Here is a 21202-nt window from a genome sequence, read left to right as displayed (position 1 = left end):
ACCATACTTTTTTAATTGCTTCTTACTTCCATTAAAAAAGGAACCTATATTCTAGGTTCCTGATGATTTACAATTAAATTATTTTACTGGATCAGAAGATAAAGCTTTTGTTGCTAAGTCAAAGAATTCTTTGACATGAATGGATGCACCAGTAATTGCATCAGCATGGCCTTCTTCGCTAGTATATTCGACAGCTGTTGGGTCTTGAATTTCAACTAAATATTTTTCAACTAATTCAGCTTGTTCATGCCACTCAGCACTAGCTCCGCCATTTTCTACCATACCATATTCACCAGATTTGGATTGAGTGATTTTGTCATCTCCACCATCTTTGAAAAGACCATTCCATGTAGCGTCAACGATTTTTCCATCTTTAACTTCTACATCTACTACATATTTCCAACCGGAATCGCCAAAATCAGCTTCTTCAGCATGGTATGTACCATCTTCTAATGAAGAAACGTCTACTTTTGCAGTTTCTTCTGCTGGTTGTTGTTCTTCATTATTTGCTGGTTCTTCTGTATCAGCAGGCTTAGAAGAGCATCCTACTACAAATGAAAATACTAATGCCAATACTGCTAATAACATTAAAGCTTTTTTCATGATTTTCCCCCTCAAAGGTATTATTTTGTTTGGCTCAATTGTTATTATATATACAATATATAATAAAATCAATAGGTTTTTTGAAAAAATATATAAGAAAATATATATGTTTAGTTGGATTAAAAAAATCAACGATTTATTATTGTTCTATGAGAAAATCCCGGTTTATTTGAAAAATAAACCGGGATTTTGCATACCTTTTATAAGCAATATTAAATTGATAATGATTTGTTAAGATTCAAAGTAGCCTGTAAAGGAAAAAGGAAGGAATACTTACCTATAAGCCAAGGATTATTCACCTTATAATTGGGGATTTCCATAGCATTTTCTACATACTGGGATGTAATGATCATTTCCTCCTATTTGGATTTGTTCCCCAGTATAAAGGGGCTTTCCATCCAGTACCCGAAGAACCATAGTGGCCTTTTTATTGCAAAACCAACAAATGGTTTTAATTTCTTCTATTTTGTCTGCATAAAGCAGTAAGGTTTCACTACCTTCAAATAGATGGTTTTGAAAATCATTTTTTAGACCATAAACAATGACAGGAATATCCATATAATCTACAATTTGCGTTAGCTCAAGCACTTGATCCTTAGTCAAAAATTGTCCTTCATCCACTAGGACGCAGTGGGGTGGATTGGCTTCTATGGTTTTTCTAAGGCTGGTACCCTTTCCAAAGGTATAGGCCTTACGTTTCAGACCTATACGGGAAGCAATATATCCTTCGCCAAAACGATTGTCTAGAGAAGAGGTAAAGAGGATAACGCTTTTTCCCTGCTCTTCATAATTATGAGCTATCTTTAATATCTCAATAGATTTTCCTGCATTCATAGTAGAATAGCGAAAATAAAGTTGAGCCATTTTTAAGCCTCCTGTATATAATCAGTTAAGAACGACATAAACCTATAAAATTATATCATGAAATGGGAAAGTTTGTCTTGTTTGCCAAGGGAAAAATTTTTCTATATTTGTAAAGAGAGAGAAGCAATTCCAATGATGATAATCCATAGTATTGTGGTAAAATAGAATAAAAAAGTGGAGGCAATTATGAAAGTTTATGCATTGGTAGGATCCAGTGGAACAGGAAAAAGCTATAAAGCTATGAGGGTATTAAAAGAACACGATATAGATATGATTATAGATGATGGACTATTGATCTTAGGAACAAAGGTGGTAGCGGGTTCCTCAGCAAAAAAAGAAAGAACAAAGATTGGGGCAATTAAGAGAGCCCTTTTCTCTGAAGAAGATCATATAAAAGATGCCCAGAAAGCAATAGCTCAATATCGTCCAACATCCATCCTGATCTTAGGAACATCTCAGGGCATGGTAAAAAAGATTCAAGAGAAATTAGAATTACCTCCCATCGGAAAATTTATTTTTATTGAGGAAATATCCCAAAAATGGGAGATGGAAAAGGCGAGGGATATTAGAAAAAGAGAGGGAAAACATGTTATTCCCGTACCTGCCTTTGAGGTGAAAAAACATTTTTCAGGCTATTTTTTAGATCCCTTAAAAATTTTTAGGAAAAATTCTGGAAATAAGCGGGAAGAAGTAGAGGAAAAAACAGTGGTACGTCCCACCTTTAGCTATCTAGGAAACTACACTATTGCAGACACTGTGATTAGTTCAGTAGTGCAATATATTGCCCTAGAGAATGAAGCCATCAAAAAAATAGGGAGAATCTATATTCACAGCCAGAGCAATGGGATGATTATTCAAGCAGACATTACGCTTCATTATGGAGTGATTATACCTGAGGTTGTAGAGGAGCTACAAAGGAAAATTACAAAAAAATTAGATTATATGACGGGACAAAATATATTAGAAGTAAACATATATGTAAGGAAGTAGTTTAGATAAATATAGAAATCAAGATTAATAAGGAGCAGAATAATGCATATAAAGGAATTTGATGAAGGGGTCATCATAAAAAATATTAAGTATTTTCACCCCATCCACACCTTTGAATGTGGACAATGTTTTCGGTGGGATAAGACAGAGGAAGATAGCTATATCGGAGTAGCCCATGATCGCGTATTGGAAGTAGCATTGCGAGACAAGGACCTACATATTTATAATATCAATCTAGAAGAATTTAACCATTTATGGATAGATTATTTTGATTTAAGAAGAGATTATGGAGCCATTCAAAGAGAACTAGCAAAGGACAAGACCTTAAAAAAGGCCATTCCCCACGGCCGAGGCATTAGGCTACTCAACCAGGATGAATGGGAGACCTTGGTTTCCTTTATTATATCCGCCAATAAAAATATACCCCATATAAAAATTATTATTAATCGTCTATGCGAAAATTATGGACAACCCATAGAATATAAGGGCAAAATCTACTATTCCTTTCCCAGAGCCCAGGACCTTCTGCATCTTTCGGTGGATGAAATAGCCCAGACCAAATGTGGCTATAGGGCAAAGTATATCCATAGGGCTATAGAAAAAGTAGGAAAGGAGGGCTTTGATCTTTATAAACTAAAAAATCTTTCCCAACCTGAGGCTAGAAAAGAGCTTTTGACTTTTTATGGTATCGGACCCAAAATTGCTGATTGTATACTCTTATTTTCCATGGGTAAATATGGAGCTTTCCCCACAGATGTGTGGGTGAAGAGGGTAATGGAGTTTTTTTACTTTGAAGAATCAGCTACCATGGGAGAAATTCAACAACTGGCTAGGGAAAAATGGGGAGAATGGGCAGGCTTTGCCCAACAATATTTGTTTTACTATGCAAGGGATAAAATAGGGCGACAGAGAGGATAGCTATTCTTTCCTTGAATTAACTGAATTTCAATTTGTCCATTAAGCCCTTTCACAAAACAAATTTCTATTTTGATATAGGAAAGCTGGTCTTTTTAGCAAGAGATCAAATTTTCTTATTTCACTAAAGCGGCGATAGCCACTTTCTTGATGGATCTAAGGAGAATAAAGATAGTATTATAGACAAAAGGGGAGAAGACAAAATGCAATTACTAGGAACAATAGTCAATACAGCAGCGATTATCGGGGGGACACTTATTGGATTTATACTCCGAAAGGGTATTCCCGAGAGAATGAACAAAACCATCATGCAGGGATTAGCTTTGGGTATAATGGTCCTGGGATTAAGCGAAGGAATCAAATCTACCAATCCGATTATAGTCTTTGGATGTGTCGTATTAGGAGGGATTCTAGGAGAATTTATCGGTATTGAAAAAAGATTAGAGGATTTTGGACATCAATTCCAGAAACTATTAAAGAATAAAGGAGGTAATGTTGCCCAGGCTTTTGTCACTACCTCTCTAATTTTCTGCATAGGGGCCATGGCCATTATGGGACCTATTCAAAGTGGACTGCAAAATGATCATACTACCTTATATGCAAAATCTATAATCGATGGAGTGTCAGCAATTATATTTAGTTCTACTTTAGGTATAGGAGTGATATTATCCGGAATTTCTGTTTTTCTTTATCAAGGGTCAATAACCCTATTGGCTTCGGTGATAAAACCCCTTCTATCCGATCCCGTTATACGGGAGATGTCTGCCATCGGGGGTGTCTTAATATTTGGCATTGGCATCAATATGTTGGACATCGTAAAGATCAGATTGGGAAATTTACTCCCAGCGGTTTTTTTACCTATTATTCTCTACATGATTCATCCCTTTAGCTAAGGTGTAAGGTTTTCCTGCAAGAAAAAAAGGGGGGAGATGTCTTAACCTTATAGAGAAAGAGCCATAAAAAGAAGTGGTAAGATATACCAAAAAAAGCGAATATTTTTCCTTATGTTGGGTAATAATGAAGAGGGAGAAAAAATGAACAGAATAAAAAAGGTAGTAATTAGGAGGAATTATTAGAAATATAGTGATATTTTCAATTAATCTCAAAATATGGATGAAATACCCCGTAAAAATAGAAGTATAATAGTTGATATCTAAATTTGCTTTTTATATGATATAAATATATTAGCACTCACCTTAATTGAGTGCTAATAATATGAAAAAAACAAAACTTATATAAAATCATTATTAAGGAGGGTAAAACATGGATATTAGACCATTAGGAGACAGAGTAGTAATTAAGGTAAGAGAAGAAGAGGAAATGACCAAAAGTGGTATTGTTCTTCCAGGAACAGCAAAAGAAAAGCCTCAAGAAGGGACTATTGTAGCTGTAGGTAGTGGAGAAATTGTTGATGGTAAAAAGCTTCCTTTAGAAGTAAAAGAAGGAGATAATGTTATTTTCTCCAAATATGCAGGTACAGAAGTAAAAGTAGGAGAAGAAGAGTATCTCATTTTAAAACAAAATGATATTTTGGCTATTGTTGAAAAATAATAGAGAGCTTTACATAAATATGCTCTAAAAAGAAAATTTGAGGAGGTTATTAATATGGCAAAGGAAATTAAATTTGGTGAAGAGGCCAGAAGAGCCTTGGAATCTGGAGTAAATAAATTAGCAGATACAGTAAAAGTTACCTTAGGACCAAAGGGAAGAAATGTTGTTTTAGATAAAAAGTTTGGTTCTCCTGTTATTACAAATGATGGAGTGACTATCGCTAGAGATATTGAATTAGAAGATGCCTATGAAAACATGGGTGCCCAATTAGTAAAAGAGGTAGCTACTAAGACGAATGATATTGCCGGAGACGGTACCACAACAGCTACTCTACTTGCTCAAGCCATTGTTCGTGAAGGACTTAAAAACGTAGCTGCTGGCGCAAACCCAATGGTATTAAAAAGAGGAATTGAAAAGGCAGTGGAAACGGTAATAGAGGAAATTAAAAAGTCCAGTAAGTCTATTGAAAGTAAAGAAGCAGTAAGACAAGTTGCGGCGAATTCAGCAGCTGATGAAAACATAGGTCAATTGATTTCTGATGCAATGGAAAAAGTAGGGAATGATGGTGTAATCACTGTTGAAGAAGGAAGAACCATGGGCGTTGAGCTAGAAGTAGTAGAGGGAATGCAATTTGATCGTGGATATCTTTCTCCATATATGGTAACTGATACAGAAAAAATGGAAGCGGTTTTAGATGATCCATATATTTTAATTACAGATAAAAAAATCTCCAACATTCAAGAAATCCTACCTGTACTTGAGCAAATCGTACAACAAGGTGGAAAACTATTATTAGTGGCTGAAGATGTTGAAGGCGAAGCTTTAGCTACTTTAGTTTTAAATAAATTAAGAGGAACCTTTAACTGCGTAGCAGTAAAAGCTCCAGGCTTTGGAGATAGAAGAAAAGAAATGCTAGAAGATATCGCTATCTTAACTGGTGGTACAGTAATCACTGAGGACCTAGGATTGGATCTTAAAACTGTTGAATTAGACCAATTAGGGCGAGCAAGACAAATCAAAGTAGACAAGGAAAATACCATTATTGTTGAAGGTGCGGGAGATCAACAAACTATCAAGGATAGAGTACATCAATTAAAAGCTCAAATTGAAGACACTCAATCTGAATTTGACAAAGAAAAACTTCAAGAAAGATTGGCAAAATTAGCCGGTGGAGTAGCAGTAGTAAAAGTAGGTGCAGCTACAGAAACTGAACTAAAAGAAAAGAAATATAGAATCGAAGATGCTCTAGCAGCTACAAGAGCAGCTGTAGAAGAAGGTATTGTAGCCGGGGGTGGTACTGCTTATATTAGTGCTGTACCAGCCGTAGAAGCTTTAGTAGAAACCTTAGAAGGTGACGAAAAAACTGGTGCCAATATCATCAGAAGAGCTATTGAAGAGCCTGTTAGACAAATCGCGATCAATGCTGGATTAGAAGGATCTATTATTGTAGAAAAAGTAAGAGGGGAAAAACCAGGAGTTGGTTTTGATGCCTACAATGAAAAATATGTAGATATGATTGAAGCAGGTATTGTAGACCCAACTAAAGTAACTCGTTCTGCTATCCAAAATGCAAGCAGTATTGCAGCAATGATGTTAACTACAGAATCTGTAGTAGCTGATCTTCCAGAAGAAGAGCCAGCAATGGGTGGCATGCCAGGGGGCATGGGCGGCGGAATGCCAATGATGTAATAAAATCAGCAAAAACCTTTAGGAATGTTTTCCTAAAGGTTTTTTTGTTAGAAAATTAGAAAAGTGGGTATATACTATGGCGGTGGATAACCAATTATATAGGAGGGGGTTTATACAATTTGGGTTAAGAGCATAGCATTTTGCCTTGTAAGGAATTTTGAAACTGTCGCCACGCATTCTCGAGACTTCAGTCGTGAGTTAGTGGAGACATATGTTGATAAAAATTGAGCTAAAAAAGCATATGCAGTATAGAATGGTATAAATCCATATGTTATGATGTTTCTAAAGGTCGGTGACATATGGGAAAGGTTACTTATGGAAGAGGATATATTTATACTATCCAGTATCATATCGTCTGGTGTACAAAGTATAGGCATGAGATATTGCAAGGAAAGATAGAGTCTAATCTTAAAGAAATAATAAAGCAGATAGCCAAAGACAATCAATTCACAATACTAGAAATGGAATCCTAGCTATTTTGTAGCTACTGTATCAGAGAACACAGAAAAACAAATAAGAGAGTATATAAGAGATCAAAAAACTAAATAGGAAAGGTGGGGCGAACCTTGGTGCTAAAGAGCTATAAATATAGAATATATCCAAAGGACCAGCAAAGAAAGCAATTAGCAAAAACTTTTGGATGTACTAGGTTTGTGTATAACTACTATTTAGATAAAAAGATAAAATTGTACGAAGAGAAGAAAGAAACTCTGTCGAAAATAGATTGTAATAACCATTTAAATAGAGAGCTAAAGAAAGAATTTATCTGGCTCAAGGAAGTAGATAAGTTCGCCCTAACCAATGCTGTTTATCATTTAGATACTGCTTATCAAAATTTCTTTAGAAGAATTAAACAGGGAAGAGATAAAACCGGATTTCCTAAATTCAAGAGTAAGCATAGCAATCAATTTAGCTATACAACCAACTTTACAAACAAGAATATAGAAGTAAACTTTGCAGAAAACAAAATTAAACTACCAAAGCTAAAATGGGTAGAAGCTAAAGTCCATAGGGAATTTGATGGAAAAATCAAGTCTGTAACAGTATCTCAAAGTCCAAGTGGGAGACATTTTGTGAGTATTCTTGTGGATACCCGGATAAAAGAATTGCCTAAGACCCATAAGAACATAGGAGTTGATTTAGGTATTAGAGATTTTCTAATAGATAGCAATGGAAACAAGATTTCTAATCCTAGAAACCTATATAAATATGAAAGGAAACTAACTAAACTACAAAGGCAATTATCCAAGAAGCAAAAGGGAAGTAAGAATAGAAGCAAGATGAGAGTCAAGGTAGCAAGGCTTCACGAAAAGATATCAGACATCCGAAAAGATTTTTTACATAAACGATCTTCACAGATTATTAATGAAAACCAAATTGTAGTTAGTGAAGATTTAAATGTGAGTGGAATGATTAAGAATCGCAAATTAGCAAAGGCAATATCCGATGTATCTTGGTCTGAATTTACTAGACAGCTAGAATATAAAGCAAACTGGTATGGTAGAGATTATATCAAAATTGATAAATTCTTTCCATCAAGTCAATTATGTTCAGATTGTGGATATAAGAACATAGAAACCAAGGATCTTTTGGTTAGAGAATGGGTTTGCACGAATTGCGGAAGCCATCACGATAGAGATATAAATGCTAGCAGGAATATACTACAAGAAGGACTTAGAATATTAGCATCAGCATAACAAATGATAAATCTAGGGTAGGAACTATCCGAATTAACGCCTGTGGAGAATGCGATGCAGTAAGGTCGGTCCAAGAAGCAGGAAACTCTAGTAGTGATGCTAGAAGCTCGCGACTTTAGTCGTGAGAGGTTCACAAAGGTTTTTCATATACACTATCCAATAGATGATTAAAAACTTTTTCACGATAATAAAGGGGAGGGAAATTACTTGGACGGTAATCAAACTAAGGAATTAAGTGCACTGAAGGATTTGATAGAAACGTTCTTAGCACATACTGAAAAATGGTTACAAGATGGAATCATAGATAAAGATACATATGAAGAAATTAGAAAAGAAAAAATAATATTTACAGTCCTAGGGAAAAACTAATTTCTTAAGGGCATTTTGCCATTTTTGTATAAAACTCACTTTATTACCCAAAGCTAAAGACCATGCAAGCATGGTCTTTAGCTTTGGGTAGGATAACTATAGGGGTAGATTTCATTGGATAGAGCACCATACTGTTTGGCGATATTTAGGATAGGATCTTGGTGGGTATTTTTAATATCCTTTACCACACAGAGCACATTCCCATGTTGAATCGCGTTTTGATACATAAGGACCTGAGGTTGAGGTACACCTTGGCTCATCAATGTCATGGACATATTGCCAGGTTCCGCATCATAAATATTCATCATGACAACATTGGTGTCTTCACAGTCGATATTGTTTCCTGTACAATCATTAGGAGACATTTTATCATCCCATTGGTTAGGGGAGATAATATCTACATGAGAAGATAATCGCTCTTGTTTTATTTGTTTTGCACAGTTTTGTGCATCCTGTTGAGAGGTAAAGATACTCACTAAAGTAGGCATAGCCTTTCTCCTTTCAGGGTAAAATGACTCCACCATAGGTGGATGAATGTTCTTATTATTACCTCCAAAGGGAATAATTATGAAAAAAGTTAAAAAGAGATTCACAATATAGATAAACTTGAATTCAATCAGCCTAAGGCATTAAAGTAAGAAAAAGGGATACAGAATATTGCGAAAACCATATATTCATTGACAAAGGAATAAAAATCAACTATACTATTTGAAAAATATAGAACTTTCCTCATATATCCTCAAGAATAAGGCTTGAGAGTCTCTACCAAACAACCATAAATTGTTTGACTATGGGTGAAAATTACTCCACAGGAAATATTTCATATATCCTGTATATTTTTCAATCCTCTTATTGAAAATAAACAGATGAGTAAGTTTCACTCAGAAACCACTTATCTGTTTTTTTGTTGTAAAGAGGAAGGAAAGGTTATACTTAGACACAAAGAATTTTTTATCAAATCATAGCGGCCATGCTGCTTTCTCATGATCACATATATTTTGGAAAGGAAGTGCACACAATGGATAAAATAGTAAAAGAAGGCATTACATTTGATGACGTATTATTAATTCCAGCTAAATCTGAGATATTACCCAATCAGGTAAGCCTTGCTACACGCTTAACAAAAAAGATACGATTAAATATGCCTATCTTAAGTGCGGGAATGGATACCGTTACAGAAGGGAGACTAGCTATAGCCATAGCTAGAGAAGGTGGGATTGGAATTATTCATAAGAATATGTCCATAGAGGAGCAGGTTTTAGAAGTGGACAAGGTAAAGCGTTCTGAAAATGGTGTTATTGTGGATCCCTTTTATTTATCTCCTTACCACCTAGTAGGAGATGCCCTAGAGTTAATGGAAAGATATCGTATTTCTGGTGTTCCTATTACTGAACGAGGAAAATTGGTAGGAATTATTACAAATAGGGATTTGCGTTTTGAAACGGATATGAGTAAAAAAATAGAAGAAGCTATGACGAAAGATAACCTAGTTACTGCTCCAGAGGGTACAGATCTACCCAAGGCTGAAGCTATTTTGAAAAAGCATAAAATAGAAAAACTTCCTATTGTAGACCAAGAGAATAACCTAAAGGGGTTAATTACCATTAAGGATATAGAAAAAGCCATTCAATATCCTAATTCTGCAAAGGACTCTAGAGGAAGACTATTGGTAGGAGCAGCTGTAGGAATCGGGAAAAATACTCAGGAAAGAATAGAAGCCTTAGTGAAGGCCCAAGTGGATGTTATTGTAATAGACACTGCCCATGGACACTCTAAGGGAGTCGTAGATATGGTAAAAACAATTAAGGGCAAATACCCAGAACTCCAAGTGATTGCAGGCAATGTGGCTACTGGGGAGGCTACAAAAGATCTTATTGAAGCAGGAGCAGATGCGGTAAAGGTAGGCATTGGACCTGGTTCTATATGTACGACTAGAGTAGTTGCAGGAATTGGAGTGCCTCAAATCACTGCGGTTTATGATTGTGCTAAAGTCGCCAATCAATATGATGTTCCGATTATTGCAGATGGGGGTATTAAATATTCTGGAGATATTCCCAAAGCCATTGCAGCAGGAGCGAGCACTGTAATGGTGGGAAGTCTACTGGCTGGTACAGAAGAAAGTCCAGGGGAAACCATCATTTATCAAGGACGAAGCTATAAAGTATATCGAGGTATGGGTTCCATGGCGGCCATGGAAGCTGGCAGTTCTGATAGATATTTCCAAGAAGGCCAAAGGAAATTAGTACCCGAGGGAGTAGAAGGGAAGGTACCTTACAAAGGACCTCTAGCCGATACCATTTTCCAACTTATTGGAGGGCTAAGGGCAGGTATGGGTTATTGTGGTACACCTACCATTGAAGATTTGAGAGAAAATGGTCGTTTTATCAAAATAACAGCGGCAGGACTAAAGGAAAGCCATCCCCATGATGTGTCCATGACCAAAGAACCTCCAAACTATAGTCTGTAAAAATAGAGATAGTGGATAAGGGAAATGGGGTAGGGAAAACCTAAATCATAGTGGTATGGATGACCTTTGGTCGTCCACCTATAGTAGAGGAGAATTCATTCTCCAGATTCCAGATGTATAAACCAAAAGGAAGAGTGATATCATGAAGAACTTTATTGACGAGCAAATAAAGGAAATAAAAGAACAAGTAGGCAATAGAAAGGTAATCTGTGCCCTAAGTGGTGGAGTGGATTCTTCAGTAGCAGCAGTATTAGTGCATAAAGCTATTGGAGATCAACTTACTTGTATTTTTGTAGATCATGGGCTGTTACGAAAAAATGAAGCCAAGGAAGTAGAACAGGTTTTTAAAGATCAATTTCATATGAACTTTATTAAAGTAGATGCAGAAAAGAGATTTCTGGACAGACTAGCCGGTGTCATAGACCCTGAAGAAAAAAGAAAAATCATCGGAGATGAATTTATTCGGGTTTTTGAAGAAGAGGCAAAAAAATTAGAGGGTATTGAATTTTTAGTTCAAGGAACCATCTATCCTGATATTGTAGAAAGTGGTACTGAAAAAGATCATCTTGTAAAGAGTCATCACAATGTTGGGGGATTACCTGAGGATCTAGATTTCACCCTTATTGAGCCTTTAAAAACCCTTTATAAAGATGGGGTAAGAGAAGTAGGGAGAGAATTAGGAATCGCCGAGGAAGTTGTAAACAGACAACCATTTCCAGGACCTGGTCTAGGCGTCAGGGTATTAGGAGAACTCACTAAGGAAAAACTAGATATTCTTCGAGATGCAGACTATATCTATAGAGATGAAATCAAAAAAGCAGGTTTAGATAAAGAAATTTGGCAATATTTTGCTATTCTTCCTAATATCAAATCTGTAGGGGTTGTAGATGGAAAGAGAACCTATTGCCATACTATAGGCTTAAGAGCAATCACCACAAAGGACGCTATGGAAGCAAAATGGTACCCCATCCCTCTAGATTTATTAGGAAAGATCTCTACAAGAATTACTGATGAAATGAAACAAGTCAATAGAGTAGTCTATGATATTACGGATAAACCACCTGCTACTATAGAGTGGGAGTAAGGTGCTAACTTGATTTGAAGTGGGAATGCCTATTTAACGGTATTTGTCCTAAGCTAAAATGAAGAAAATGTATTAAAAATAATATAGTTCCCTATCAAAAACCCTACCAAGAAAAAATTTTGGTAGGGTTTTTTGTTTTTTCATTGAATTTTGGTAGGGAACATTTTCAGTAGGAAAAATAGGAGGATTGTTAGGCATTTTTCTCGGACAGATATGTACAAGTAAGGAATTAGATTTAGTAAAAGGAGGGTTAGTGTGGATAAAAATAGCAAGAAAGAATATTTATTAAGAAATGAATTGAATCGGAAATTGTGCTTTTCGGAGATAGAGGGAAAATTAGTTAAAGTCACCTATGGTTTGATGGAAGATAATGTATACACAATAGAACAAGCAATTCCTGAATTAATAAAAATTATTGATTTACTTGAGCTAGAACAGCGGGCTATAATGCTCGAAATTAACCGTTTCTTTCCTTTTCACCTAAATATTCTTTAAAAAAGGTTTTAGATAATAAACAATAATAATATAATGTGAATAGGTAATTTTTTATTGACAAACGATAAAATAAGTATTAAAATTAAATTTATTATAAATAAGTGAGGTACTTTTTATGAAACGAGGAACAACACTCTTTTTAAAGGTAACTGTTTTTCTTATTGGAATTACGGTACTTGCTTTGTGTATATTTTTGTTGCCTTGGTTAGCAAATTATACCGCAGAAATGTATCCAGAGTTTGCTGATTGGCAATATCCCGTTTTAATCGGTTTGTATGTAACAGCGATCCCGTTTTTTATTGCGTTATATCAGGCTTTAGAAATTTTAAATTATATTGAAAACAACAATACTTTCTCGGAATTGTCTGTAAAAGCTTTAAAATCTATAAAATACTGTGCGATTTCAATCAGTATCTTGTATGTGGTAGGAGCAGTATGTCTTTTGTCACAAAATGCTTTACATCCAGGAATAGCAATTATCGCATTAACAATTATTTTTACTTCTGTTATTATTGCAGTTTTCACTGCGGTTCTTGAGAAATTATTAAAAAATGCTTTAGATATAAAATCAGAAAACGATTTAACGGTCTGAGATGGAAACAGTGGCGATTATAATCAATATCGATGTGATGCTAGCGAAAAGAAAAATGAGTGTAACAGAATTATCTGAAAGAGTTGGAATAACAATGGCTAACCTTTCTGTTTTGAAAAATGGAAAGGCGAAGGCGATTCGATTATCAACTTTAGAAGCTATTTGTAAAGCTTTGGAGTGTCAACCTGGTGATATTCTTGAATACCAGAGTGAATCGTCTTCAAATACCAAAGAATAGATTTAATTTTTAGGGGGAGAGATATGGATATTTCAAAACGTATCTTACGAATAGATAATTTAGCTTACTCCATGCCAACTTTAAGGAGTAGTTTATGAAATATTCTTTATTTAGATTTATCGACGTTTTTGAGGCGTTTGCTATCTATCTAATCTGTTTTGCTTCAAACTTAATATTTATTTATGTACAAACTTTGAATTTAGAAGGTTCTTTTATTTTAAAGTCTTTTTTAAAAAGTATTACAGATTATCAAGTTATAATAAATATTTTTCTTACATTTATTATAATAGTATTTCACTATCAATTTTTAAACCGTAGGAAAACAGAAATATTCTGCCGAATACTTGTAGGAGATACAATGGTAAATATTATAATCCGATATATCTTGAATAGTCTAGGTATATTAATGTTTAGCTTTTTACTATCACTCTCATTAAACTTCTATTTAGAGCTGAATGTAACCAGCAATCTCTATTTAGTTTTTATTTTTATTATATATATATTAATTAGTGCAGGTCAGGTGAAAAAAGAATGAGAATTTTACGTTTTTTTATAACTAGAATATTTTTGAAAAGATGGATACTTGTTTTGGGTATGATAATATTACTTTTTTTAGCTAATTATCTTTCTTTTTCGGTTGCTCGTTCAATTATTTCAACTTTTCAAGGTTATCAAGAAATAGAAACTCTGAATCAAGAAGGAACTTTTGTTGCTAATCTAGACCCGAATAGTGAAGCTGATTTTGATAAAATTGAAATAGATGATACACAAAAAGTATATGAATATTTAAACAACAATTATACTTATGCTCTGCAAGCCGATGGTTTTGTCACTTCATTATATAATAAATATAAGATGGAAGTTTCTTTCAATTATATCAACGAAGAGGCTTATAAGATAAATCAATTTAGATTATCTCAAGGAAACCAATTAAACTTCAATTATAAATTTAATAAAGAAAAAATACCTGTTTTAGTAGGTGCAGGTCTAGCCACAACATATCCTGTAGGGTCAAATATTGAGATTACAGATCCTGTCACCCAACAATTAGTCAATTTAAAAGTTCAAGGAGTCTTGAAGGAGAATACTCATCGTTCTAATTTTTATGCTCCCAATTCAAAGAATTATTTCAATTTTTCGATTTTTCTACCTGTTAATGAAGAATTTATTCAAAGTGCAGATTTGGACCTACAGGTTAATGGTTTGATGGATATTGTACTTCTTGATTCGACAAAAGAGAAAGCAATGAATTTAAATGAACATATCCAAGAAAATCTAGGTTTAGAATTTAACTTTTTTAATCAACAAGAAAACTTTAATTACTTTGAAGATTATTATGTTAATCCATTAATAATCATCTGTACTATCACCTTTATTTTACTCATAATCATTGTTTGTCTAGCTACCTGGAATACTTTGATAAGTATTCGATTAATGATAAAAGATTTTACAATCAATTTATTAGTTGGATTAAGTTATTCAAAACTAAGAGCAATTTTTTATAGTTATTTTGGAATATTGTTTTCTATTAATTTAGTCATATTATTTGTGATAACCGCTTTCAATAGATACGGCTTTTGGTTAAGAAAAGACTCAATTTTTGCTACTTACGGAATATTTGGCTTAATAAGTATGGATTGGTTGGCTTTACTTATTGTTCTTTTTATAGATTTTATTATTGGATTTACGATTGTTGAACTTACGATAAGAAAAGTTAAAAATATTCCGATCTCCGTGGGGGTGTTAAAATGAATCGTATAATTAAACTAGAAATTCAGAAAAAAACATTCAAGAAGAAAGGTTTTTCTATTTTAAATGATTTTGAGTTGGAAGTTGAACCTGGGGAAAGACTGTCTATTATAGGGGAGTCTGGAGTTGGAAAAACTTCTTTGCTTAATATTATTGGTCTACTTGATGTACAATATCAAGGGAGCTATAAGCTTTTTGATTCATCTGTTAAGGATTTATCACGAAATAAACTAGCTGAGTGGCGTAATCAAAAAATTGGTTTTGTTCTTCAGGAGTCCGCACTAATTAATTCTTTGACCATAGAGGATAATATTAAATTGCCCCTTATGTATGCTAACATTGAAAAAGACCTAACTGTCCAAGATCACTTTAAACGAATTATTAATAAAATTGGAATTGAGCCCATTTTGAAAAAAAAACCGCTTGAGTGTTCTGGTGGCCAACGATCTAGAGCTGTTTTTGCTAGGGCTGTAATTATGAATCCCCAAATAATTTTATCAGATGAACCAACTGCGTCTTTAGACTTAGCAAATAAAGAAAAAATGATCAATCTACTTTTTGATATGAATAAAGAGTTTAATACTACTGTTATTACAGTGACTCATGATTTAGATTTAGCCAATCGTCATGAACGAATAATTACTCTCGAAAGGAATGAATAAAATGGGATTCTATACAATGATCATGTCATTCATACTTGGCATATTCCTTACCATTCTTGGTGTTTCTCGTAGGAAACGTAACCTTTTATACAATTATACAAGTTTTTCATAGTGCTAGGAATCATTTGGAGAATGCGATGCAGTAAGGTCGGTCCAAGAAGCAGGAAACTCTAGTAGTGATGCTAGAAGCTCGCGACTAAAACATATATTAGGAGGATATATATATATATTAAAATAGAAAAAATATAAAAATGAGATTAAATCTTATTTTAGGGGTATTATTTAGATATAGGATTGGATGAAAAATAAGAAAAATCATCACATAAAATGTGAGGATCATAATCACCTTGATCATATGGTTATTCATACAAAATTTTTAAAGAGAAGCAAATAAATATACAAACTTAAAAGGAGTGACGCTGATGTATATTAAAGATATTATGATTAAGGATGTTATAACAGTAAAAGAGAGTGATACAGTTGAAAAATGTGCAAAGCTACTTAGTACACATCGATTAAGTGGATTACCTGTTTTAGATGAACAAGGTAAAGTTACAGGAATCATTACCGAGGGAGATCTAATAAAAAGGGCGGCAAAACTAAAAGCGCCCACATACTTGCAAATACTTGGAGGCATTATTTACCTAGACAGCCCTAAAGATTTAATGAATGAGATAAAGAAAACTATGGGTCAACTGGCAAAGGATGTGATGACAGAAAAAGTCATTACGATAAATCCAGATAAAAAAATAGAAGATGCAGCAACAATATTAGTTCATGAAAAAATAAAAAGGCTTCCTGTTATAGATGAAAAAGGGAATCTGGTGGGAATTGTTTCGAGAAGGGATATTATGAATCATTTATTCCATACCAAATAGGGCTTTCAAGAGGAGAATTAGATAAAAATTCAAATTTTACAAATGAAAGATTCTTATAGCGAAAATAATTTCACTTTATTTTTTATAATTAGTTATCCTAGAAAAACGCGAATAAAAGGGGTGTAAATAAATCTTCCTTAGGCACAGATTTATTTACACCCCTTTTTTGCTATATACATGATCTACTGGGCAGGGAGCAGGTCAAAGAGTATTATAGTTTCTTTTCATATACGTTGTATATAGAGGCTATCAAGCATATGGATGATTTGTTAATACCCTGCTAATTATTCTTTTCCATCAATTCAAATAGGTGATGATGAATGCACATCACTACCTATTTTTCAGTGATAGTTTAAAAGAATAAATATAAAAAGAATAAATATCATAGAACGTGATATAGATCAATTTTTATTTTACAAAGCTATGCTAGAATATAGTTACAAAGTTAAGAAAGAATAAACAAAAAGGAGAGAAATAAATAATGACAAGATTTAATGAAGCAAAAGAAAGAAATTTTGAAAGATTAGAATTATATGTACCGGTAGTAGCTCGTGTTCATGGCAGCAGTCATCCTGAATTCCATGATGTGCGTAAAGTGTATGACGACATCTATACAAAAGCAAAAGAAGCAGAGCCCAAAAAACCAGAATTAAATCATGAATTTAAACAGTTACGGGAAATCACAGATAACTATACTGTGCCAGGAGATGTATGTGAAAGCTATGAAGCGGTATACACTATGCTAGCTGAATTAGATGAAGCCTATCACGCATAAGGAGAAGGATTATTATTTATTAAAGCTGAAAAGCCAGGAAATAATGTAGAATAGGGGGTTAAGAAGGCGTATGCAGCGGTATATTTTAAGAAAGAAAAATCAGATCACATTAATTAGTGGTATTTTGATTGCCTTTGCCTTTATCACCAAGTGGGCAACAGGCAATATGGATATTTTTGAATGGGCATTGATTATCGCTTCCATTCTAGGTGCATTACCTATTGCCATTCAAGCCTATCAAGCCCTGCGAGTAAAAGTAGTCAGTATTGATGTTTTAGTTACCATTGCTGTTCTAGGGGCATTTTTGATTCAAAATTATGAGGAATCAGCAATTGTTACCTTCTTATTCTTATTTGGTGCTTATTTAGAGCAACGGACACTGAATCAAACTCGGTCTGCCATTAAAGAATTAACTGAAATGGCACCGGAGAGTGCCCTAAAACAAATGGAAAAGGGAGAGTTTGAAGAAGTAGAAGTAGATGATGTAGATGAAGGGGATATCTTACTGGTGAAAACAGGGGCAAAAGTGCCTGTGGATGGTACAGTTTTAAGCGGAGAGGGTCATATTAATGAAGCAAGCATTACAGGAGAAGCTGTTCCTGTGGGGAAAGAAAAAGATTCCAAAGTTTTTGCCGGTACAATCTTAGAAAACGGAACCCTTAAAATTGTTGCTGATCGTGTTGGTGAAGACACAACCTTTGGGAAAATCATTGAATTGGTAGAAGAAGCTCAAGATTCAAAATCAGAAGCCGAACGCTTTATCGACCGCTTCTCCAAATACTATACACCAGCTGTTTTAGTTCTGTCCTTTATAGTATGGTTCATCTCACAGGATATCGAACTAGCCATTACTATTTTAGTTCTTGGTTGTCCTGGTGCATTGGTTATCGGGGTACCCGTATCCAACGTTGCTGGCATTGGAAATGGAGCCCGTCACGGCGTATTGCTAAAAGGTAGTGAAGTCATTCATGATTTTAGCCGCATAGACACCATGGTATTCGATAAAACGGGCACATTGACTGTAGGAAATCCAGCAGTTTCAGAAACAAGATATTATGTAAATGATCCTAGCGAAGTATTGCGTTCTCTTGCAAGTATTGAGCAAGAGTCCGATCACCCGCTAGCAAAAGCAGTTTTGCAAGAAATCGGAGAAATTACATTCTTACCGGTTGAAAATACAGAAGTCGTTAAAGGTGGCGGAATTGTAGCCAACGTAGATGGCCATAGAATAGCTGTTGGCAATGTTGCCCTAATGGAAAAAGAAAATGTAAAGCTGACTGGAGAAGCCAAAGCCGATATAGCCCGTTTGGAAAGAGACGGAAATTCCCTTGTATTGACTTCTGTTGATGGCCAATTGAAGGTGATGATGGGTGTTCGAGATCAAATTCGACCAGAGGTGAAAGAAGATCTTCAAAGGCTAAAGGCCCTAGGAGTAAAAAATCTTATTATGCTTTCTGGTGACAATCAAGGAACAGTTGACGTTGTTAGCCGTGAACTAGGCTTAACTAAGGCCTATGGAAACATGTTACCTGGAGATAAAGCTGAATATGTTAAGAAGATAAAAGAAGAAGGCCGAGTTGTTGCTTTTGTTGGAGATGGTGTAAATGACAGTCCTTCCCTAGCACTAGCTGATATTGGTATTGCCATGGGAAGTGGTACAGATGTAGCCATTGAAACATCTGATGTTGTCTTAATGAACTCTGACTTTAGTCGCTTGCCCCATGCTCTTGGGCTCACCAAAGCTACGGCAAGAAATATGCTTCAAAACATTATTATTGCTGTAGGTGTTGTATTATTCTTACTAGCCAATGTATTCTTTAGCCAATGGATGAATATGTCAATCGGTATGTTAGTCCATGAAGCCAGTATCTTAGTTGTTATCCTTAATGGGATGAGACTACTAAGCTTCCGCCAAAGAAGATAAGAAAAAAGAAATCTTGACTGAAATCAAGGTTTTACAAAATAAAAAAGGGTACAATTAAATGAGAAGAGAAGATTCAAAAGAAATTCAGTTTAAAATAATAAATGAATGAGAGGAGACGATAATAATGAAATCAGCAACAATCCAATTAGAAGCTTTAGCATGTCCATCATGCATGCAAAAAATTGAAGGTGCAGTGAAAGCACTAGAGGGTGTTGACAAAGATACAGTAAAAGTATTATTTAACTCAAGCAAAGCAAAACTAGACTTTGATGAAGATAAGATTTCAATCGATGATATCGAAAATGCAATTACCAAAGTAGGTTATGAAGTACAAAAATCAAAAGTAAAATAGGCGATAAAGGGCATAGGTAGTACAAGATGAACCGCCCCCCCTTAAAAGTGAAATTGAAAATTTAATAAATGGTGGGGTGGTTTTAAATAGAAAAGGTGGGGTGTTCTTGCCACACTTTTTTCTTTTTTATATGATAAATTATAAAATTAAGTGCAATATTTAAAAAGTACAAAAAATAGAGTAACCTATGAAGAATATTTTCAAACAAATCTGATATTACGATTTACATTTTATGCCTCTAATAAAAAAGTCTTTAACAGCTTGAGTGACAAAGAAGCTTCTATAAATAGTATTTTTATTGACTCTTACGTAGCGTAGTGCTTTATAGTACTAAATGAAGGAGGTGCTAAAAGCTGTTAATGAGAGTAAAAGAGGTGGTTGATTTAATCGAGATTAGTACTCGTACACTGCACCATTATGACCAGATTGGATTGTGACTCCAAAAGAAATTATCCGCTCTGGCTATCGACTATACTTAGAAGAAAACCTTAAAACATTACAACAAATTTTGCTCTTTAAAGAACTGGGTTTTCTCCTAAGGAAAATAAAAAAGATTATCTATAGTCCTTTATTATTCTTATAGTATTTGAATCTTTGTAACATGAAAAATAAACTACAGAATAATTAATTCTTATTTAATAATTTTCCCATTATCATAAGGAGATTGCATTGAGGAAGTATAGAGAAGGAATATGGTACAATAAAATAGGAATCTTTATCTGACCGGCTTTGAAAAATACTAGAGGTGATGATGACTGTATAAAGATGAAACTATTGATGCATTAACAAGGCTAAGAGAAAGGAGTGGACACTATGACTTTTGATATTCAAAGACTTAGTCAGAATAATGCTGAGGTCATTGCAAATGAATGGAAATATCCAGGGGTTTATGAATTCTACAATATGACTTCTGATCCAGAGGATTATAAGGAAATAATTACTCCAAACCTAAGAAAGAATAACTATTTTCAGGTTATTAAAGAGAATAAGTTATTTGGTTTTTTTGTTGTAGAGAAAGCTTCAGATAGTGATGATATTGTAGATATGGGTCTAGGGATAAAACCAGAATTAACAGGGAAGGGATTAGGACAGAAATTTCTGCTAGAAATTCTTAACTATATTTATAAAAATCATTCAGCTAAAATTATTCGATTGGGTGTTGCCTCATTTAACCACCGGGCAAAAAAAGTTTATGAGAAAGTTGGATTCAGGCAGACAAAAATTTATGAACAAGCAACAAATGGAAGTGTATATGAATTTATTGAAATGAAAAAGGAACTTTAGTTTTGTTCTTTAAAAGATGAATTT

22 protein-coding genes, 2 pseudogenes and 1 riboswitch are annotated in these 21202 nt (G+C 34.3%); of the genes and pseudogenes, 21 read left to right on the top strand and 3 right to left on the bottom strand.

Annotated elements, in window-relative coordinates; all coding sequences use genetic code 11:
- Positions 1-78: 78 nt before the first annotated feature.
- Positions 79-603, bottom strand: coding sequence for an FMN-binding protein (locus NSA47_RS07800; RefSeq protein ID WP_257530661.1), 525 nt, complete (start codon positions 601-603; stop codon positions 79-81).
- A gap of 300 nt (positions 604-903) precedes the next feature.
- On the bottom strand, positions 904-1467 hold the full coding sequence (locus tag NSA47_RS07795; RefSeq protein WP_257530659.1) for a thymidine kinase: 564 nt from the start codon (positions 1465-1467) through the stop codon (positions 904-906).
- A 186-nt stretch (positions 1468-1653) separates the two neighbouring features.
- Between NSA47_RS07795 and NSA47_RS07790 the strand changes: the two genes are divergently transcribed.
- From NSA47_RS07790 to NSA47_RS07755, 8 genes and pseudogenes are all read left to right on the top strand, one after another.
- Positions 1654-2457: an Asp23/Gls24 family envelope stress response protein gene (locus NSA47_RS07790; RefSeq protein WP_257530657.1), complete on the top strand. Its 804-nt coding sequence runs from the start codon at positions 1654-1656 to the stop codon at positions 2455-2457.
- Between the two features lie 42 nt (positions 2458-2499).
- Positions 2500-3375, top strand: a complete 876-nt coding sequence (locus NSA47_RS07785; protein WP_257530655.1) for a DNA-3-methyladenine glycosylase family protein — start codon at positions 2500-2502, stop codon at positions 3373-3375.
- Positions 3376-3575: 200 nt separating this feature from the next.
- Positions 3576-4265, top strand: a complete 690-nt coding sequence (locus NSA47_RS07780; RefSeq protein ID WP_257530653.1) for a DUF554 domain-containing protein — start codon at positions 3576-3578, stop codon at positions 4263-4265.
- Between the two features lie 370 nt (positions 4266-4635).
- The gene (gene groES / locus NSA47_RS07775) at positions 4636-4923 is read left to right on the top strand and encodes a co-chaperone GroES (RefSeq protein WP_257530651.1); all 288 of its coding nucleotides are present in this window, start codon (positions 4636-4638) and stop codon (positions 4921-4923) included.
- 54 nt (positions 4924-4977) lie between these two features.
- Positions 4978-6612: a chaperonin GroEL gene (groL, locus tag NSA47_RS07770; protein ID WP_257530649.1), complete on the top strand. Its 1635-nt coding sequence runs from the start codon at positions 4978-4980 to the stop codon at positions 6610-6612.
- A gap of 299 nt (positions 6613-6911) precedes the next feature.
- Positions 6912-7161 (top strand): annotated as a pseudogene (locus NSA47_RS07765) (transposase).
- 20 nt (positions 7162-7181) lie between these two features.
- Positions 7182-8309, top strand: coding sequence for an IS200/IS605 family element RNA-guided endonuclease TnpB (gene tnpB, locus NSA47_RS07760; protein ID WP_257530647.1), 1128 nt, complete (start codon positions 7182-7184; stop codon positions 8307-8309).
- Between the two features lie 207 nt (positions 8310-8516).
- Complete coding sequence (locus tag NSA47_RS07755) at positions 8517-8678, top strand: hypothetical protein (RefSeq protein WP_257530645.1); 162 nt, start codon at positions 8517-8519, stop codon at positions 8676-8678.
- A gap of 77 nt (positions 8679-8755) precedes the next feature.
- Here NSA47_RS07755 and NSA47_RS07750 read toward each other — a convergent pair whose 3' ends face one another.
- On the bottom strand, positions 8756-9202 hold the full coding sequence (locus tag NSA47_RS07750; protein WP_257530643.1) for a hypothetical protein: 447 nt from the start codon (positions 9200-9202) through the stop codon (positions 8756-8758).
- 185 nt (positions 9203-9387) lie between these two features.
- Positions 9388-9489: riboswitch (purine riboswitch) on the top strand.
- 207 nt (positions 9490-9696) lie between these two features.
- On the opposite strand from NSA47_RS07750, the gene guaB reads away from it, so the two are divergent.
- From guaB to NSA47_RS07690, 13 genes and pseudogenes are all read left to right on the top strand, one after another.
- A complete protein-coding gene (guaB, locus tag NSA47_RS07745; RefSeq protein WP_257530641.1) occupies positions 9697-11145 on the top strand; it encodes an IMP dehydrogenase in 1449 nt (482 codons plus the stop codon).
- 142 nt (positions 11146-11287) lie between these two features.
- Positions 11288-12229, top strand: a pseudogene (gene guaA / locus NSA47_RS07740) (glutamine-hydrolyzing GMP synthase); the annotation flags it as partial.
- Positions 12230-12484: 255 nt separating this feature from the next.
- The gene (locus NSA47_RS07735) at positions 12485-12724 is read left to right on the top strand and encodes a hypothetical protein (RefSeq protein ID WP_257530639.1); all 240 of its coding nucleotides are present in this window, start codon (positions 12485-12487) and stop codon (positions 12722-12724) included.
- A gap of 115 nt (positions 12725-12839) precedes the next feature.
- A complete protein-coding gene (locus NSA47_RS07730; protein WP_257530637.1) occupies positions 12840-13316 on the top strand; it encodes a DUF2975 domain-containing protein in 477 nt (158 codons plus the stop codon).
- A 10-nt stretch (positions 13317-13326) separates the two neighbouring features.
- Positions 13327-13554, top strand: coding sequence for a helix-turn-helix domain-containing protein (locus NSA47_RS07725; protein ID WP_257530721.1), 228 nt, complete (start codon positions 13327-13329; stop codon positions 13552-13554).
- Between the two features lie 531 nt (positions 13555-14085).
- Positions 14086-15306: an ABC transporter permease gene (locus tag NSA47_RS07720; RefSeq protein ID WP_257530635.1), complete on the top strand. Its 1221-nt coding sequence runs from the start codon at positions 14086-14088 to the stop codon at positions 15304-15306.
- Positions 15303-15965, top strand: a complete 663-nt coding sequence (locus NSA47_RS07715) for an ABC transporter ATP-binding protein (protein WP_257530633.1) — start codon at positions 15303-15305, stop codon at positions 15963-15965. Before NSA47_RS07720 ends, NSA47_RS07715 begins: the two co-directional genes overlap by 4 nt.
- A 422-nt stretch (positions 15966-16387) precedes the next feature.
- A complete protein-coding gene (locus NSA47_RS07710) occupies positions 16388-16843 on the top strand; it encodes a CBS domain-containing protein (protein WP_257530630.1) in 456 nt (151 codons plus the stop codon).
- Positions 16844-17324: 481 nt separating this feature from the next.
- Positions 17325-17618 (top strand): iron-sulfur cluster repair di-iron protein, ric, encoded by a 294-nt coding sequence (locus NSA47_RS07705; protein WP_257530628.1) that lies wholly within the window; start codon positions 17325-17327, stop codon positions 17616-17618.
- 70 nt (positions 17619-17688) lie between these two features.
- Complete coding sequence (locus NSA47_RS07700) at positions 17689-19542, top strand: heavy metal translocating P-type ATPase (protein ID WP_257530626.1); 1854 nt, start codon at positions 17689-17691, stop codon at positions 19540-19542.
- 124 nt (positions 19543-19666) lie between these two features.
- Positions 19667-19894 (top strand): heavy-metal-associated domain-containing protein, encoded by a 228-nt coding sequence (locus NSA47_RS07695; protein WP_257530624.1) that lies wholly within the window; start codon positions 19667-19669, stop codon positions 19892-19894.
- 433 nt (positions 19895-20327) lie between these two features.
- The gene (locus NSA47_RS15495; RefSeq protein WP_373370313.1) at positions 20328-20477 is read left to right on the top strand and encodes a MerR family transcriptional regulator; all 150 of its coding nucleotides are present in this window, start codon (positions 20328-20330) and stop codon (positions 20475-20477) included.
- A 230-nt stretch (positions 20478-20707) separates the two neighbouring features.
- On the top strand, positions 20708-21178 hold the full coding sequence (locus tag NSA47_RS07690) for a GNAT family N-acetyltransferase (RefSeq protein ID WP_257530622.1): 471 nt from the start codon (positions 20708-20710) through the stop codon (positions 21176-21178).
- Positions 21179-21202: the final 24 nt, after the last annotated feature.

Source organism: Irregularibacter muris, assembly GCF_024622505.1.
Classification (GTDB): Bacteria; Bacillota; Clostridia; order Eubacteriales; family Garciellaceae; genus Irregularibacter; species Irregularibacter muris.
The sequence above is the reverse complement of the archived record's forward strand: the minus strand, read 5'-3'. Positions and strand labels throughout refer to the sequence as shown.

Excerpts from the sequence above, each read along its gene's own strand:
- NSA47_RS07800 (WP_257530661.1), bottom strand. The coding sequence starts at position 603 with ATGAAAAAAGCTTTAATGTTATTAGCAGTATTGGCATTAGTATTTTCA.
- NSA47_RS07795 (WP_257530659.1), bottom strand. The coding sequence starts at position 1,467 with ATGGCTCAACTTTATTTTCGCTATTCTACTATGAATGCAGGAAAATCT.
- NSA47_RS07790 (WP_257530657.1), top strand. The coding sequence starts at position 1,654 with ATGAAAGTTTATGCATTGGTAGGATCCAGTGGAACAGGAAAAAGCTAT.
- NSA47_RS07785 (WP_257530655.1), top strand. The coding sequence starts at position 2,500 with ATGCATATAAAGGAATTTGATGAAGGGGTCATCATAAAAAATATTAAG.
- NSA47_RS07780 (WP_257530653.1), top strand. The coding sequence starts at position 3,576 with ATGCAATTACTAGGAACAATAGTCAATACAGCAGCGATTATCGGGGGG.
- groES (WP_257530651.1), top strand. The coding sequence starts at position 4,636 with ATGGATATTAGACCATTAGGAGACAGAGTAGTAATTAAGGTAAGAGAA.
- groL (WP_257530649.1), top strand. The coding sequence starts at position 4,978 with ATGGCAAAGGAAATTAAATTTGGTGAAGAGGCCAGAAGAGCCTTGGAA.
- NSA47_RS07750 (WP_257530643.1), bottom strand. The coding sequence starts at position 9,202 with ATGGTGGAGTCATTTTACCCTGAAAGGAGAAAGGCTATGCCTACTTTA.
- guaB (WP_257530641.1), top strand. The coding sequence starts at position 9,697 with ATGGATAAAATAGTAAAAGAAGGCATTACATTTGATGACGTATTATTA.
- NSA47_RS07730 (WP_257530637.1), top strand. The coding sequence starts at position 12,840 with ATGAAACGAGGAACAACACTCTTTTTAAAGGTAACTGTTTTTCTTATT.
- NSA47_RS07720 (WP_257530635.1), top strand. The coding sequence starts at position 14,086 with ATGAGAATTTTACGTTTTTTTATAACTAGAATATTTTTGAAAAGATGG.
- NSA47_RS07715 (WP_257530633.1), top strand. The coding sequence starts at position 15,303 with ATGAATCGTATAATTAAACTAGAAATTCAGAAAAAAACATTCAAGAAG.
- NSA47_RS07710 (WP_257530630.1), top strand. The coding sequence starts at position 16,388 with ATGTATATTAAAGATATTATGATTAAGGATGTTATAACAGTAAAAGAG.
- NSA47_RS07705 (WP_257530628.1), top strand. The coding sequence starts at position 17,325 with ATGACAAGATTTAATGAAGCAAAAGAAAGAAATTTTGAAAGATTAGAA.
- NSA47_RS07700 (WP_257530626.1), top strand. The coding sequence starts at position 17,689 with ATGCAGCGGTATATTTTAAGAAAGAAAAATCAGATCACATTAATTAGT.
- NSA47_RS07695 (WP_257530624.1), top strand. The coding sequence starts at position 19,667 with ATGAAATCAGCAACAATCCAATTAGAAGCTTTAGCATGTCCATCATGC.
- NSA47_RS07690 (WP_257530622.1), top strand. The coding sequence starts at position 20,708 with ATGACTTTTGATATTCAAAGACTTAGTCAGAATAATGCTGAGGTCATT.